The sequence below is a fragment of the Endobacterium panacihumi genome (assembly GCF_050847465.1).
GTDB classification, from domain to species: Bacteria; Pseudomonadota; Alphaproteobacteria; order Rhizobiales; family Rhizobiaceae; genus Neorhizobium; species Neorhizobium panacihumi.
This window is the reverse complement of the sequence record NZ_JBOZRA010000010.1, coordinates 151,777-167,529: the sequence shown is the minus strand read 5'-3', so window position 1 is coordinate 167,529 and position 15,753 is coordinate 151,777. Positions and strand designations below refer to the sequence as shown.

The 15,753-nt window shown below is 57.2% G+C and carries 12 protein-coding genes and 3 pseudogenes; 5 read left to right on the top strand and 10 right to left on the bottom strand.

The window, feature by feature from the left end:
- Nucleotides 1-184: 184 nt before the first annotated feature.
- Nucleotides 185-346: pseudogene (locus tag ACRQ1B_RS27865) on the bottom strand (SDR family oxidoreductase); the annotation flags it as partial.
- Between the two features lie 170 nt (nt 347-516).
- On the bottom strand, nt 517-1,194 hold the full coding sequence (locus tag ACRQ1B_RS27860; protein WP_432297469.1) for a maleate cis-trans isomerase family protein: 678 nt from the start codon (nt 1,192-1,194) through the stop codon (nt 517-519).
- A 248-nt stretch (nt 1,195-1,442) separates the two neighbouring features.
- Here ACRQ1B_RS27860 and ACRQ1B_RS27855 point away from each other — a divergent pair, with 248 nt between their 5' ends.
- The gene (locus ACRQ1B_RS27855; RefSeq protein ID WP_432297467.1) at nt 1,443-1,673 is read left to right on the top strand and encodes a hypothetical protein; all 231 of its coding nucleotides are present in this window, start codon (nt 1,443-1,445) and stop codon (nt 1,671-1,673) included.
- A 29-nt stretch (nt 1,674-1,702) separates the two neighbouring features.
- On the opposite strand, the pseudogene ACRQ1B_RS27850 reads toward ACRQ1B_RS27855, so the two are convergent.
- The 5 genes and pseudogenes from ACRQ1B_RS27850 to ACRQ1B_RS27830 all read right to left on the bottom strand — a co-directional run.
- Nucleotides 1,703-1,960, bottom strand: a pseudogene (locus tag ACRQ1B_RS27850) (integrase core domain-containing protein); the annotation flags it as partial.
- Nucleotides 1,961-2,018: 58 nt separating this feature from the next.
- Nucleotides 2,019-3,008: pseudogene (locus ACRQ1B_RS27845) on the bottom strand (IS5 family transposase).
- 582 nt (nt 3,009-3,590) lie between these two features.
- A complete protein-coding gene (locus ACRQ1B_RS27840) occupies nt 3,591-4,907 on the bottom strand; it encodes an ABC transporter substrate-binding protein (RefSeq protein ID WP_432297466.1) in 1,317 nt (438 codons plus the stop codon).
- A 36-nt stretch (nt 4,908-4,943) separates the two neighbouring features.
- On the bottom strand, nt 4,944-6,854 hold the full coding sequence (locus ACRQ1B_RS27835) for a methyl-accepting chemotaxis protein (RefSeq protein WP_432297464.1): 1,911 nt from the start codon (nt 6,852-6,854) through the stop codon (nt 4,944-4,946).
- A 373-nt stretch (nt 6,855-7,227) separates the two neighbouring features.
- Nucleotides 7,228-8,103: an NAD(P)H-binding protein gene (locus tag ACRQ1B_RS27830; protein ID WP_432297462.1), complete on the bottom strand. Its 876-nt coding sequence runs from the start codon at nt 8,101-8,103 to the stop codon at nt 7,228-7,230.
- A gap of 103 nt (nt 8,104-8,206) precedes the next feature.
- Here ACRQ1B_RS27830 and ACRQ1B_RS27825 point away from each other — a divergent pair, with 103 nt between their 5' ends.
- From ACRQ1B_RS27825 to ACRQ1B_RS27815, 3 genes are all read left to right on the top strand, one after another.
- Nucleotides 8,207-9,115 carry a LysR family transcriptional regulator gene (locus ACRQ1B_RS27825; protein WP_432297460.1) on the top strand — a complete coding sequence of 303 codons (909 nt, stop codon included), beginning with the start codon at nt 8,207-8,209 and terminating at the stop codon, nt 9,113-9,115.
- Nucleotides 9,116-9,138: 23 nt separating this feature from the next.
- The gene (locus tag ACRQ1B_RS27820; protein WP_432297458.1) at nt 9,139-9,297 is read left to right on the top strand and encodes a hypothetical protein; all 159 of its coding nucleotides are present in this window, start codon (nt 9,139-9,141) and stop codon (nt 9,295-9,297) included.
- A 530-nt stretch (nt 9,298-9,827) separates the two neighbouring features.
- Nucleotides 9,828-10,451: a plasmid pRiA4b ORF-3 family protein gene (locus ACRQ1B_RS27815; protein WP_432297495.1), complete on the top strand. Its 624-nt coding sequence runs from the start codon at nt 9,828-9,830 to the stop codon at nt 10,449-10,451.
- A gap of 108 nt (nt 10,452-10,559) precedes the next feature.
- Here ACRQ1B_RS27815 and ACRQ1B_RS27810 read toward each other — a convergent pair whose 3' ends face one another.
- The 3 genes from ACRQ1B_RS27810 to ACRQ1B_RS27800 form a co-directional block, all read right to left on the bottom strand.
- Entirely contained in the window at nt 10,560-11,111 is a 552-nt protein-coding gene (locus ACRQ1B_RS27810; RefSeq protein ID WP_432297457.1) for a hypothetical protein, read from the bottom strand.
- Nucleotides 11,112-11,211: 100 nt separating this feature from the next.
- On the bottom strand, nt 11,212-13,590 hold the full coding sequence (locus ACRQ1B_RS27805; protein ID WP_432297455.1) for a S8 family peptidase: 2,379 nt from the start codon (nt 13,588-13,590) through the stop codon (nt 11,212-11,214).
- 156 nt (nt 13,591-13,746) lie between these two features.
- Nucleotides 13,747-14,349, bottom strand: a complete 603-nt coding sequence (locus ACRQ1B_RS27800) for an AAA family ATPase (protein ID WP_432297453.1) — start codon at nt 14,347-14,349, stop codon at nt 13,747-13,749.
- Nucleotides 14,350-14,751: 402 nt separating this feature from the next.
- Between ACRQ1B_RS27800 and ACRQ1B_RS27795 the strand changes: the two genes are divergently transcribed.
- Nucleotides 14,752-15,678, top strand: coding sequence for a nucleotidyltransferase and HEPN domain-containing protein (locus ACRQ1B_RS27795; protein ID WP_432297493.1), 927 nt, complete (start codon nt 14,752-14,754; stop codon nt 15,676-15,678).
- Nucleotides 15,679-15,753: the final 75 nt, after the last annotated feature.

Sequence of the window (15,753 nt, the reverse complement as noted above, 5' to 3'; positions counted from 1 at the left end):
GCCGACGCCCTCGCCAACATTGCGGACACACCGATCAGCAGGCTGGAGCAATTGCTGCCGTGGAACTGGACACCCAAGACGCTGAGTGCTCAGGCGGCCTGACCTGCGGCCTCCGCCGGATGCTTACGACACGGGCGACCTCCTCCGGCGTGCACATGCGTCCTTGAAGGACATTGATATCCTTCTCCGACGCGTCGATTCCGAGCTTTCGCAACTCGGCCATTTCGAATTCCCCGTGACGCGTTCGCACAAATCCCGGGCAGATGATGTTTGCGCGAATGCCCTTGTCCCGGAATTCGACGGCTACAGCCCGGGTCAATTGTGTTACAATGCTGATCCCTCTCATCCTTGCCGAAGTGAATGGCAAGGCCCTCAATGAGGAGCCTCGTCCGAAGGCCCTGATCGAGACGGGCAGCTGATATGCCGGCGACAGGGCGGCGTTGTCGCCAGCCTGTCGCCGCTTTACGCGAACGCCGCCATCAGCGCTGTCGGCTCAACCTTGTGATTGGCCAGCCGCTATGCTTCCCACAATGTCACCTGGTTTGCGGTCAAGCATGGTTTTCCGAGTTGCTCGGTCATCAAGCGCGACAGTTCGATCCCTGGCAGAGCTGTGTCCGGAACGAGAATCGCATCCACATCCGTCAGGTCCAGGCTTTGCGAAGCGGCAAGCAGACGCTCGGCGCCGAAACGCGCGGCATCGGGACCTGCCGGCGCATCGAGCCAGACGAGACGGGGCGCGTCGATGCCGAATTCCGACAAAAATTTCACGAAGGCTCGCGCGGCCGGTTCGGGATAGCTCGCGACGATCGCAACCCGCTTGGCTCCGATCTCCTGGAGTGCGGCGGCGAACGCCAACGACGTGCTGCTTGCCGGACATCCCGTCACCGCACCTATTGCCTGCGCCTGCGCCTCGGCATGGGCGCGACCATCCACGAAGCTGCCGCTCGTGCAGGCCCAAACGGCTGCGTCGCATGTCAGCGGAACGAGGCCGAGTGCAGCATCCCTTAGATTGTCCAGCGAGCCGGTTCGCTGCAAGTGCTCGATATCGTGATCCTTGCCTTCACCGAAAATTCGCGCACCCACCAGATAGGTCCGTACCTTGCCGTTGCTGCTATCAGCGAATTGATAGTAGTCGTATTCTGCGCCGCCGAGGGGATAAGTAATTCCCAGCCGCAATGGTCTCAAAGTTGGCATATCGATCACCTAGTCTATGAGGAAGACAAACGCTTGTCGCCGGAAGAGCAATTGGTTCTGCTCAAACCATAGTTTGAGAAATCATCAATGATCGTGCCAATCACGGGAGACGCTGCGCGTCGCGCAGACCGATCACATGCTCCGATCGAGATGGCGGAGTGGTTAGCGTCCAACGGCGCTGCCTTACAGGTTGGACAGTCAATTGTTAAGCTCATAGAATGAGGCACCGCGGCCTGGATGCCGGAACCATGATTTTTGATCATGATGATGAATGGCGCCGTCATCATGATGGGGGGAGCATCTTTGACAGGATGCTGCTGGGTCTTGGTGTGATGGAAGGTCTTTGTATGAAGATATCTGGTGTCCGTATCACCCGCCTTGATGCAATCCGAACCAACGACCTGCGTTTCAAATTTGCCGACAGGATAGCCCATCGGCCGAGGCTGGACTTGGATCGGCAGATCTCTGCGACGACATGATGGAGTTGCCTCATAAAAACCGGACAGGATCAGATTACTCGTTGACGGTTTAAGAACTCGCGCGGTGAGCGATTTCCCAAAGCTTTGTGCGGGTGAAGCGTGTTGTATTGCTCGAACCCTAAATGCAGTTGGGCGATGACGGTTTTGGCGTCCGGACTGGAATTGACCGAGAAGTAATCGCGCTTGAACGTCCTTACGAAGGCTTCAGCCATTCCGTTGGACTGTGGGCTGCGGACCGGCGTCGTACGAGGCTCTATCCCGATATCCAGCAGCAGCGATTTCGTGTCTGACGGGCTTTGGTGCGCGGGTTGTTGAAAGCACGGAGTTCGGTCTTTGATAATGCGGCTATGCAGTAGCTTTTCTACACCGGACGAATTTCGGGCGTGCGCAGGCTAGCATTCGATTGAGCACATTGCAGCCGATGGCGACTTCCGTCTGTTGTGCTGCGAATAGGCGTGCCCGCAGCCGGCGGCCGATGATCAATTTGTAACGACCGATCGCGGTCTCCGAGAGTGAGCGTTTGCCGTAGCCGGTCGCGACCTGCCATGTCATCCGGCCATTGGCACTGATCGCCGCGGTATGACGGTCTCGCTGGGCTCGGGGGATGGCTGTCCGGCCGTTCCACGCATTGGACCGCGGCGGGATGACCACCGTAGCATCGGTGCTGTGCCTGATGACGGCGTCATACGTCGGCTCACCGTCATAAGCGCCATCGGCCGTGAACTGGCCGATCGGCGTGTCAATCTGGTCGAGCAGCGGCTCCACCTGCGAGGCGTCGCCAGCATCCTGGTCCGTTATGACGTGAGCGATGATGTCGTCGCTGTCGGCATACAGCGCCAGGTGCAGTTTCCGCCAACCCCTACGGGATTTGACACCACGCTTTTCCTCCAGCCATTGGCCAGCGCCGCAGACTTGCAGCCCTCTGCTGTCGATCACGACGTGGACGGATCCTTTCTCCGGGATGCGATCATCGTGCCGCTTGTTCGGCGCTCTCGGCTTATTGGCCCGACGGCTCAGCCGTCGTATGATCGGGAACGGCGAGATCCAAGCCAATCAGCTTCAGCACCGAAGTCAAGAAACCTTCCGTCTGACGCAGCGGCAGACCGAACACCAGTCCCAGCGCCAGGGCGGTCTCAATCGCCAGATCGAAATAGCGCGGCTGGCCGTCACGCGTAGTTCGCTTCGGCGCCTGCCAGGACGACATCGCCTCCGCCGTCATCCACAGGGTCAGGTTGCCACGCCGACGAAGGCTCCCTCGTATTCCGACCACTTCGTGAACTTAAATTTCATCTTGCCGATACGATGGCGGCGGGACACATTATGCTTGAAAGGCATCGTTGCAAAAGCCAGGTTATTGCGATCGCCGATCACCTACGACAACGCAATTAACGATCCGCGCACCAATGCTGTTACAGTAATCACTTACCTAGTATATGTATAACCTCTCCTCCTCATGCATTGCCGCTGCGCTGCCGCTTGCAATTCGGCATTCGCATCGCGTTCTGAAACCTCGCCGCCAACAATTTGCCTGTCGATATGATGGCATATCGTCTCACCAGCGATCTGATTGCACTGCGTCCGCGGTGGTATCGTATAGATCGGCTTTTGCGTCGTTAGGATATTTGACGGAACACGCTGCGCGGCTTCGATCGCGCAGTCGGTGTGATCAGACTCCGTACGAACCATTGAGGCCCCGCCTTTCATGAAAGGTGCAGGTGCGTTGGTACTTCCGGAAGTACAACCGCCTAGAGCCAAGCCAAAAGGTAAGGCAGCGTAGATTTTCCACAGATTTGTCATTAGGGCTTTCTGGTCTTCTGAATTCAAAATAGCCGAACTGAAATTGGCTTCGGCGGACGAAATCAATGCCTTTGGCGTCTCCCATTACGCCAGCGCTGACTTTGAGCATCGGGGCATCAGCTAAAGGCCTGGCTCGATATATTTGGCTTTGCGCATTTCGCGCTGTGATACTGCTTGAGCAGCGGTCAAGGCCTCATCAACGGACACCGCCCCTTCCAACGCTTTTGCAAACTGTTTCCCAACTTCATCGCCGATGCCCTGAAATTCCTGGATGGCTACAAACTGGACACCGACATACGGGACGGGATCGACCGATGGCTTCAGCGGGTCGGCGGCATTGATGCTCTCGAGGGTCATCTTTGCGAATGGTGCTGCCGCTTGATAGGCGGTATTTTGGTATAGCGATGAGCGAGTACCAGGCGGAACATTTGCCCAACCATCTGTTTTCGCTACAAGTTGTGCGTAGCGCTTGTCAGTCGCCCATTTCAGGAAAGCCTTGGCAGACTCTGATTTGGCAGTACTTGCGGGGATAGCAAGGTTCCACGCCCATAGCCAGTTAGCCCGCCTGCCCAAGCCGTTATCCGGCGCAAGAGCAAAACCTACCTGCGCAGCGACGCTCGAGGCTTTTGGGTCAGACACGAAAGACGCCGCAACGGTAGCATCAATCCACATGCCGCATTTGCCGGCCTGAAACAAACTGAGATTCTCGTTGAAACCGTTTTTCTCCGCGCTTTCGGGCCCGGCCTTTTTTATTAGGTCGACATAGAAATTCAGCGTTTGCTTCCATGTCGGATGATTGAACTGCGGCTGCCACTTCTCGTCGAACCACCGTGCCCCAAAGGAATTGGCGGTAGCGGTCAGAAAGGCCATATTCTCCCCCCAGCCTGGTTTGCCTCGCAAGCATATTCCGTTCACGCCAGCGGCGCGGTCGGTCATCTTGATAGCTGCGTCGGCGATAAAACTCCAGGTCGGCGCTGGCGGCATCAATAGACCGGCTTTAGCCATAAGGTCTTGTCGATACATAACCATCGAGCTCTCACCATAGAATGGGACTGCGAAAAGAGACTGGTTATGGGTGAGACTGTCGCGAATTGCCGGGAGAATATCCGCAGTATCGTACTCCGTTCCCAGATCATCAAGAGGCAATAGCCACCCCTCGTTTGCCCAGATTGGGACCTCATAAGTGCCAATCGTCAGGACGTCGAATTTGCCCCCATTCGTGGCGATGTCAATGGTCACCTGCTGTCTAAGATCAGCCTCATCAAGCGTTACCCAGTTCAGGTTGATGTCGGGATGCTTCCTGCTGAAGTCCGCCGACAGCTTCTGCATGCGGATCATGTCGCCATTATTGACGGTAGCGATAGTGAGCGTCTCAGCGAAGGACGGGCTCGCTAATGCTGCCATCATCAAACTTGCAAAACAGATACGTGCGGTCATTGTTAGCTCTCATCTTCTGGGGTTGAAGGTTTGCGATTAGAACTCACTCCAACCTCCGCCGCCGGCGGATTTACGCGGATGGTCGACAAACGCTTGCTGGAACCCGACATTCTGTCGCTTTACCGGCAACGCGCTCTGAGCCAGATTTCCACGAATAACAATCCCTTCGCCAGTCTTAAACTGTGCGATAAGCTTGAATAGGCTTTCGACTTCAGCCGCCAGAGCGTGAGTCGCGGCAGAAGATTCCTCTACCATCGCTGCATTTTCCTGAGTTCCATGATCAATCGTATTGATCGCGTTACTGATCTCACGGATCCCCAACGACTGCTCGCGCGAAGCTTCAATGATTGCAGTCACGTGATGACTGATACCGACGACCTCACGTGCGATATCCTTCAGAGCCTCCCCTGCATCGCCGACCAGGCTGACACCTGATCGGACATGCTGCTGACTGGACATGATGAGACCCTTGATCTCTTTAGCGGCCTGCGCTGAGCGTTGGGCGAGCTCGCGTACTTCCTGAGCTACAACGGCGAAACCTTTGCCCGCTTCACCAGCACGCGCAGCTTCCACACCCGCATTAAGCGCTAGAAGGTTGGTTTGGAAAGCGATGTCGTCAATTAAGCCGAGGATGTTGCTGATTTCGGCTGACGACTGTTCGATCGAGCCCATCGCTTCTACAGCCATATCCACGATTTTGCTCGATCGCTCAGCACCTTTCTTGGTCGCCTCTACGATAATTCCCGCTTCTTCGGCGCGTTTCGTGGCATCGCGCATGGTGTTGCTGACCTGCTCAAGAGCTGCAGCGGTCTCTTCAACCGACGCGGCCTGCTGTTCGGTCCGCTTTGACAGGTGATCGACAGCGGAGCGGATCTCTTCGGAACCCGAATTGATGACCTGAGCATTTCGGCTCACAACAGCGAGCGCACCGTCGAGCTTGGAAACCGCGGCATTAAAATCGACGCGGATCGTCTCGAACTCGACGTTGAAAGGGCGATCGAGCCGAACAGTTGCGTCACCATCAGCCAGTCTGCCAAGGCCGCGCGCGAGCTCTTCAACGACGATTTTCGTGTCGCCGGCCTGCACTGCCCTGCGGCGCTCATTATCTCGGCGCTCCGTTTCTGTCAGATCTCGATCTGTCGCACTCTGATGTTCAAGCCGCTCACGTTCGATGGCGTTCTCGCGAAAGACCTCCACAGCTCTTGCCATGTCTCCAATCTCATCCCCACGGTCACGGAATGGAACATGATGGTTGCTATTGCCCTCTGCGAGAACCGACATGCTTTCTTGCAAACACGCTATAGGTCGCGCCACCCGCACCACCGCAATAAATGAGGCGGCAAGTGCGATTAAGCAGGAGGCTGCGATCATCGATCCGGTCAAGATCAATGTGTTTTGGTACTTGGCACCGGAAGATAGGAGCGCCGCCTCCGAAGCCTTGCGGTTACGGTCAATCATCGCGTTGAGTGTGGCTTCAGACTGCGCCAAACCGGATTTCATCTGGCCGTTGTAAAGATCAAGCGCGATCGTCTTTGCACCGATGGTTGAGATCGAGATGAACTTTTTCCCGTCGGCGAAAAACGTTGCCATACTCTCATCAAGGCTTGCCAACGCTTTCTGTTCTATTTGTGCTGCAGGCGTTTTACTGAAATCCACTAACAGCGATTGCACGATTGCGGTTCGCCGATCGAGGTCGTTTTCAAGCTTTTTGAGATCATCCAGCGAGACGGAAAGGAGATGCTGAGAATAGAGGCTGTTGATACCGGACAACGTTTCCTTAATGCTCACGAGGACGCTTGTCGCCTTCGCTTGAGTGTCTCCAAGCAGCGAAACCTGCCTGTTGATGCTACTTAGAGAGTTGATTGCAATCGCCCCCAGCGCGACCACCATGAGGAGAAGAGAAATAAAGAGGACCGGCAATAGATTCCGGATTTTCATTGACAGCATCACAACCCCCAGAATGAATGTTAATTCATGCTCACCTAAATCAGTCAATATTTACTTAAATATTTGCCCCGATCTTGAGCGTTTGCTCATTTTTGTGGGTCGATTGACTGAACTCGGGTGGATCGCACATAATTGGTTTGCGTTTACTCGTCGGCATTCGGTGACCAGTTTGCAAAACCCTTTAAGAGAACTGGACCACCAATAATAACCCGCCGCGAACGGCGCAGATTATCCTCCAAGCGAACCGTGCAGTTCCGTGAAGCTAAACTAGGGTACGACAAGGGAAGATGATCAGGCCGGAGGGCTTTGCGAGGCGGACTGGGCCGTCAAGATGCGAGACGCCAAGCTTCTACCGCCAGCCCGGTTGCAGCTATCACCCGACAGATTCGGCCAGTTTGGCTTTCAAGAATTCGCGCATGTTTTGCGGCGCGCGACCCAGTATCCTTGCCAGCGTTGGATCGACGGTCTGGAATTCGCCTGCACGCGCCGCCTGGTAATATCCAAGCATCACATCGATTAATCCTTTCGGCACGCTCGCCAGACGGGCATTGGCCTCCATCTCTTCCTGGCCGACAACGTTGCGCAAGATCGGCTTACCCATTAGCTTTCCTGCCACTTCCGCGAGATCGCTAAGGTCGAGTGCTTCGCCACCCGTCAGTGGCGGTGTCGGGCCGTCGATCACGTGGCTACCGGCCAACAGCACGGCGTCAACCGCGGCAAGGTCGTCGTGAGTTGTCCATGCAACCTTACCGTCTTCAGGTGCGGAAAGCATACCTGCATTGAAACCACGCCTATTCATCATCAGAGCACTCGCGGAATAGAATCCGTGCCGCATGGCTGTCCAGGCCAGCCCGGATCCCGCCAACATCGTTTCGGTCGCTGCGTGATCCCGGCCCGGCGGAAAAAGCGAGATTGAGGCGCTCGAGACCTGACTGGTGTAAAAGATGCGCTCAACGCCGAGGTCCCGCGCCACGGAAATGGCTGTGGCGTGCTGTTTCAAGGGATCGCCGCCCGTTGCAGCGGCATTTGATGACACCAGAAGGATGCGTCGGGCTCCTTCCCAAGCATGTCGTAGGCTTCTGGCGTCGTCATAATCACCCGAACGGACCCGCACGCCCTGCGTCTGAAGGTCGCCCGCCTTCGCCGTATCACGCACGCTGACGCCGATACTAGCGGCCGGCACATGCAGCAGCAGGTTTTCGACGATCCTGCGGCCGAGCTGGCCCGAGGCGCCTGTTACGACAAACATGGTTCGATCTCCCGCTGGCACACCGTTGACGGTGCGGATGGGGACGGTTTAATTGATCTCCGATTTTTGGATAATCCGCGACATTTCGAATAGGCTGTTCTGCATGAAGAACAATATTACGACGAGTGATCTGAAAGTCTTTCTTGCGGTTATCAGGGAGGGCGGCTTCAGGGCGGCGGCGAAGCAGCTGGGCGTCGCGCCATCGAAAGTCAGCACCACAGTTTCACGGATCGAGACTGAACTCGGCGTGCCCCTTCTCCTTCGCACGACAAGAAGTGTTCGTGCCACGGAGCACGGGCGTTTGCTTGCGGAACGCGTCAATCCTCTTCTGGGTGCTATCGACGCGGCTTGTCTGGAGACTGCAAATGCTACGGATCGTGTGCAGGGCAGTTTGAAACTCAACGTCCCCGGATCCGTCATGCCGGACGTCCTGCCGCCTCTTATCATCGCGTTCCAGCGCGCCCATCCTGCCGTCGAAGTCGAAATCGTGGTGGAAAACAGTTTTGTCGATATCATCACCGCCGGATGCGATGCGGGCATCCGCTATGGTTCGTCGATCGAGAAGGATATGATTTCCATTCCGATCGGCCCTCGTGCCCAGCAAATCGCGCTTGGCGCCTCTCCTTCCTATCTGGAGGCGAACGGTTGGCCCCAGCACCCCGCCGATCTGGCCAGTCACAAAGCCATACGCTACCGGCTGCCCGGCGGACCACTTCTGCCCTGGGATCTGCAATGCGCAGGTGAGACCGTGCGCGTCAAACCGGAAAGCCGGCTTATTCTCAGCGTCAACGCCTTGAACACGGGCTTGATTTATGCGCGGACCGGACTCGGCGTCATCGGCGCATTCCGGAACTGGCTCGAAGACGATCTCCGCGCGGGCTCGCTCGTGCCTGTCCTGGCCGACTGGTGGGCTGAACAGGAAGGCCCAAGGCTCTACTATCCAAGCCGCATCGCATCGAGGCCATTGCGGGCATTCATAGATATCTGCCAGAGCGAGACCCGTACGAGATGAACACGTGATCAGGATTGGGACACGTGATCAAGCCGCGTCTGCTGACGGAAGACGAGTTGCTGGAATGCTTTTCGCAGCTGATGCGCGATGTGACGCTTGTCGCCGAGCCGGTGGTAGACATTTGGCCGTATGTTGACAATCTTTCGCCGCCTGACGCGCAGTCACTGAAATACGCGACGTAAACAAGGTCTATCGCAACGGGTGCGGCCTGTTCGACCAGGCGCTGCTGACAACCGACGTCGATGAGTTATTCGTGATGGTCGACGTTGATCTCGCAAACACACCGATCCACGGCCACCAGGTTATGGATCTCCCTGCCTTAAATGGAAAGCAGCGTTGAGGTGACTGGCATGCTGATCCGCTTTCGACCGGGAACGCAGGCAACCGACACCCTAACAGACGACCATTCCAGCGATCGCCGTTTTTTGAAATCGAGGATGCTGTATGGACAAATCTTGATGAGATCGAAACCGCGGACCATGCTGTTTGCATTACGTTGGTCGATGCATTGATATCTTTCATAGCTGACGCAAGCTTGGAGAAGGTGCATGCTTGCGCCGGATCGCCGCTATGGGCTGTCTCTTGAACAACGGAGAGGTTGACGGATGCCAGACAAGGTTTCCCTCTTTGGAGCGAGCCACCGAATAGGGAAGCGAAAGTGACCGCGAAGGGGTGCCTTGACCGACAAGCGCTAAGCTTGTTCACTCGTTTTATGTTCGAAGCGCCGAACGCCGTACAGGTCAAAGTTTCGATCAACAAGATCAAGCCGGACGTCTGGCGACGATTGATCCTGCCGGCCTATTGGAACCTGGAACACTTGCATCTCGGGACCCAGGCTGCGTTCAATTGGTGGAACTATCATCTCTACGAGTTCCGCATCGGTGGTCTCCGCTACGGTAACGCCGAGATCCTCACCGAGGATGCGACTGACGAAGATCCCCGGGTCTTCGATCAGACAGAGGTTCGCCTGCTGGATTTCGAGCAAGGAGCCGTGTTCGCCTACCATTATGATTTCGGAGATGGCTGGCGACACACTATCGCGATTGAGGAATTCTTGACACTCGATACGTCACCGAAACAGGGCAGTTGCGTTGCTGGGGAAAGGGCGCGCCCTCCTGAAGAGGTTGGTGGCATTTCGGGTTACGAGCAGTTTCTTGAGATCATCGCCGAACGGGATGATCCGGAATTCGCAGAGACCATTCGCTGGTGCGGTGGTCACTTCGATCCGGCATGGTTCGATCTTGCGGTAACGGACAGAGATGTCCGAAATGCTCTTCGCTCGAATGCCAAACGACGCCTGTATCAACCAAAGCCGAAAGCCGCCCAAAAGAAATGAGTTGAGATGCTGATCGTATGGACAGGCAACCATAGAGCGCCTGCTTGGCATCCTCGACGTGTCCGTCTATATAAGCGGGCGCGAATGAAACGCTAATCATCCTTGCTGTCAACGCCCCGCTTGCAGCCGCTCGCGCAGCCATGAATTTTCCATGCGGAGTTTGGCGACCAGCATCTTCTTGAGAACCCGGTTCTCTTCCTCTAGCTCGTCAAGTTCATCCCGTTCAACATCGGGCTCAATCGGTGCGTCATTGCCAGCTTTTGGCACGGGCCGGCTTGCGAGCGCTCGCCGCCCTCTGGACGCTTTTCTCGGCTTACGCGCCTGAGGCTCCTGTGCTGCGTTGTCGTAGATTTCTTGCGCATCATTCTCATCCTGCGCTGCGCTGACATCGCCGGTGGCTAGATCCAAGTCGATACCCTTCGAGATCGGAGCATGATGATCGTGGACTTGGGTCGCAGGTGCCGGCTCGTCCGGCAGCCTGGCGGGCTCACTCGCCACAAGGTGAGCATCGCCGGGCAATTGCGGAGGCAAAACGGTCTCGACATCGCGGGCAACAGACTTCAAATCGAGACTGCCCCAAATGGAACTGGGCGCCTTGACGTCGGCTTTGCGCCGGCCGGATTTGTATTCGATTACAAAATTACGCTGAGGCTTTTTCATAGATTTCTGCAGTTAGGGACGTGAACGCTATGTTGGCGTGACGGCAAATATCTACATCAACTTCCTCGATCATCAAAATAATGCCGACACATAGTGCAGCTCACGCGGGAACGCCGATGGTTGGCTTGAGTGCAACACGGTTGAGGACCTGATTATACACTGCCAGCTCGCCAGCCATTTCGGGCGTCACCACGAGAGCGAATTGGACATCGTCCGGCAGACTGTCAGCCTCGCGCTGGATATCGATCTCGAAAAAACCGTCCCCCGCAATTGCAGACGCCTTGGCGCCGTCCCACCGCCGATGCACCACGGTTCCCTTGTGCGCTTGTTTCGGATCGGGCTGAACTCCCGCAGCCTTAATACCAGCCGCACCCAATTTCGAGGGTTCGATGATTTTCATGCGCGCGCCCCTGTATGCCACAGCGCCCGGCTTTCGTGGAGAGAACCATGCAAGGGTTGCGTTCACGCTATGAGGTCTTGCCTGCCCGCTCATGGCGGCGGGCCAGGGGATGCGGAAGCGTTTGCCCTGATCGGCACCCAACTGGCCGACGGCCCAAAGTGTCGCGCGATCCGCGGTACAATCGATGACGCGGTCGGGATCGTAGGCGCCGAAGCCGATGTAGCGGCGGACGTCGTCCTTCTGCCGGTAGTGCTGGCGGTTGTCGGACGGTCCGAGAATTTCGATCAGGAGGTCGCGCGCTTGCGTCCAGCGGGCTCCGTGAACGAGAAGTGCTTTCAAAAGGACCGCGCGCTGCGCGCTTGGAAGCGTGACGAAATCCGGATAGGCGGCTTCGAGCGCTTCATGCGCGCGGGCCGCGACACCCGTTGCCAACGCCGCAGCGATGCTGGTGCCGACAGACCGCGCGACTACATTGGGTCCAAACGATGTTTCGGTCGGGGGCGCTGCTACGCCGATACCGCCGAATGCGCCGGCGTTGACCGTCAAGGGCTGCAGCCGATGATGGGCACCGTGCGGCATCAGGCGAACATGAAGGCGTCCACCAGGTGCCAGGATATCCGGCTTGGTAGCCCCCGCGTATCCCGGGCCAAGTCCGCTCGAAACGGTACAAAGGCCACTTTCGGCCCAAACGTCGAAGGTGGAGGCCGGTAAAGGGTGAGGATGCTGATAGTGATCCGCGTGCAGGGCGCCGACTGTAATGGCATTCATCGCTTCTGCCGGCGCTAGAATGCGACGCAGTGCGATCTGCGAGGCACTGGCCCGAAGAGTGACACGCATCTTCTCGTCGCCCGGCAAGTCCTCGAACTGCATCGCGCTCATGTTTTCAGTTTCATAGACGCCCATGTGATTTCCGGCGCTGATGACGAAAAGAACGCCATATCGGCTTGCAAGATAATCGACGACACGCGACCACCCCGACATCCTGCCTGAAAACGGCTTGTTGGCATCCCCAAGCGATGCATTGACGATCAGCACATGCGGTGCCGCCGGAGACGGCCCATCGCGCATGTGCACCAAAGCCTGCTCGAACAGGTCTGCGGGCAGTCGATCAGGGAAACGCTCGATATTCGTCCCATCCGCCGCATCGTACATCATACCGACAAAATAGACGGGACGCTCACGGGGTCGGACCCACGGGTTGTTGAGATCGCCATGCACCACGGCCGACGCCATCGCGGTTCCGTGCCGGCGTGGTCCGACTGCTAGCGGCTCAAGACCAAACGGATCGTCCAGACTTAGCGTGTTGGCGAGACGGGGATGCTGAGACAGGGGAACCGCGTCGAAGATGCCGGCAATAGGGTCGCCGGATGGAATGTTGGGTGCCTCGCCATCAGCATCACCTGGCGCCTCCTCATAGGGTACGGCATGAAAGACGCTTTGTGGTCTGATCTGGAGGATCGCATCAGATCCGGCAAGGCTTTCTGGATTGCCTGCCAGAGCCTCACGTATGGCCAAGGTCGGGATGTCGGCCAGAATGGCGTGATAGGCGGCACCGGCAATTCTTGCCCGCGAGATGACGACCCCACCGCGGGCTTGAATGTCCTGGTGCGCAGTAGCCTCGGCGGCGGCGCCGTTTTGGCGAAACACCAGCTCGATTTCCACGCGTATCGTGGCATGACCGTGGTCCGCTTCGGTGGTGAGGACGGCAGCGTCCTCGATAGCTATTCGATCCTGCGGTCCCCAGGGGCGGATATCCCGCAATTGCGACAGAAGCGCCTTCCAGCTGCTGAAGCGGTTGGGTACGGAACCGTTCCTGCGCCAGTCCCGCCACAAGGTCACGAGATTGCTGAGCGCGCCCTCCGAGGGCACCATCAGATACAGTACCGGATTTTTGTCATCCTCGTCGGGATCAAGATCCTCGACACCGAGGAATTCCAGTCCGGAAACCAGCCGCACAGCTTCTTCGAACTTGTAGATGCCACCCGTCAGTTCGAAGACGAGCAAGCGCTCGGGCGCCAGCGCATTGGGGTCAGCGCGAAGTTGTAGGGCCGGGGTGCCGGCCGCCAGTTGATCCGACAAGCGCCGCAGCTTGCGACCGGCCTCGGTTCCTGCATGCTCTGTCGGGGTAAACGTACGCGGGATCGGAGGTCGATTGCCCGGTTGCCGTCCTAAGTTTGCGGGATTGTTGAGACGTAGAAGGGGACGTTCCGGAATGTTTGCCATCGCTCTCAGGTCTTATGCGGGTTTTCCAAAGACGAAGTTCTTCAACGAGAACGGACTGGAGCGAGGCGGAACCCTGCGCCAGAATATGCCGGCGGCGGATATTCTGGCAAAACTCCCTGACAGACGCGCCAGACGGGCATTCGTCTCCCCGAGATAGGCGCCAACCAGGGCATCGTAGCGCACCGTCAGCAGAGGAACCGCAACGCTCTCGGCGATTGCCTCGGCAAGGGATGTCTTGCCGTTGCCCGGAGGGCCGGACAGGAGGACGCGATGGCGAGGCTGCATGCCTTGGGCGCGCAGGAGGTCGGCCCGGCGCTGCTCTTCGGTGAGCTGGCGGGTCAATTGTTCCGCCGGAAGCGTCAGCAAGAGGCTTTCGAGTGTCGTCCTCGGCTCGCTTTCGATGATGAAGTCACGACCGCCGCCGTTTGGCCGGCGCAGTTCGCTTGCCGGCGTGACGGGCACGGACTGGAGCGCCCGGTGCAGCTTGTCGGCCAGGACATGATGGCTTTTCGACCGCTCTTCGGCAACGATCGCCTCGACGGTTGCCGTCAATGTCGAGTGATCACCGGAAGCGCCAGCCTTGACCACGGATACAAGGAGATCACTTCTCGCCATTTGTTCAGGTCGTTTCCTCTGTTTGACCAACTCTAGCATGCATGCATGTCCCTGCCTGGGAATCCTGTCGATCATCGAGATTGTGGATGCTGCATACACGGGAAGTGCCCCCTGCCGCCCAGAAACCTCATTCGGCATCGGAAAATCCGTGACCGCGCGGCAAGGCATGTTTCGCAACGACGATCCATCGACCGTCTGCGGTGAAACTATGGAACGACCCATCAATTTTACGGGTTGCACGGCAATCGCTAATCGATTCCAATGGCATGCGGATCCTGTCGGCTCCGCCACCTTTCCGGGCCGGCCATGATTTCTTTACCAGAAACAAACCCTTCAGAAAAAACCGATATCCAGCCGGAATTTCCACCAGCCTCGCAACGCCCAGCGGAACCAATCCCAGCAATGATGAAATCCTCCCTCGATCATATCCCACCGCAGAAACAGCGCGAGCTGTCGCGCGCGCTGGCTATCCTGCACGAGGAGTTTGAGGATGCGTTGAAAGAAGGTGCGGCGGATTTCAAGAAGCGCGGGCGCATTCTGAAAATAATCCTGTTCGGATCCTACGCCAAAGGTGGCTGGGTGGATGAGCCTTTCACGATGAAGGGTTACCGGTCGGATTTTGATCTGCTGGTGATCGTAAACAACCGCAAGCTCTGCGACTTTGCCGAATACTGGTACAAGGCCGCCGACCGACTGATCCGTGATCCTGCGATCGAAACGCCGGTGAGTTTCATCGTGCATTCGCGCCGTGAGGTGAACACCTACCTGAAGGAAGGCCAATATTTTTTCTCCGACATCCGCAAGGAAGGCATCGTTCTTTACGAACTCGACGACGAAGAACTGCCCGAACCGAAGCCGTTGACGCGGCAGGAAGCATTCCGTTTGGCATCCGTCCACTACGAAGAACGATACTCTAATGCCGTGCGAGCATTTGGCACGGCACGCTTCCAACTGAACAATTCACAAAGTGATGAGAAGTGGCGAAGGGATGCTTCTTTCAGCCTCCACCAAGCGCTAGAGCAGGCCTATTCCTGTGTGCTTCTTACGCTCACCAATTACGGCCCGCCATCGCACAACATCAAGTTTCTCCGCTCGCTCGCAGAAGAACAAGACCGGCGGCTGGCGGAAGCATTTCCCCGTGACCAGCACAGGGAGCGCGCCTGGTTCAACACTCTCAACGAAGCTTACGTTAAGGCGCGCTATTCCAAGCATTACGATATCACGGAGGAAGCGCTCCTTTGGGTCCAGGAGAGGACCAGGATTCTGCTCGAACTGGTGAAGGCGACATGCGCAGAGCATCTTTCGGGTCTGGAAAACGAAATGTCGTGACGCGCGCGCCAAGCCTGAACAGCGTAAGCCAAGGGACATCCAGTACGCGCCGCACTGGAAAGAAATCATCAGTAC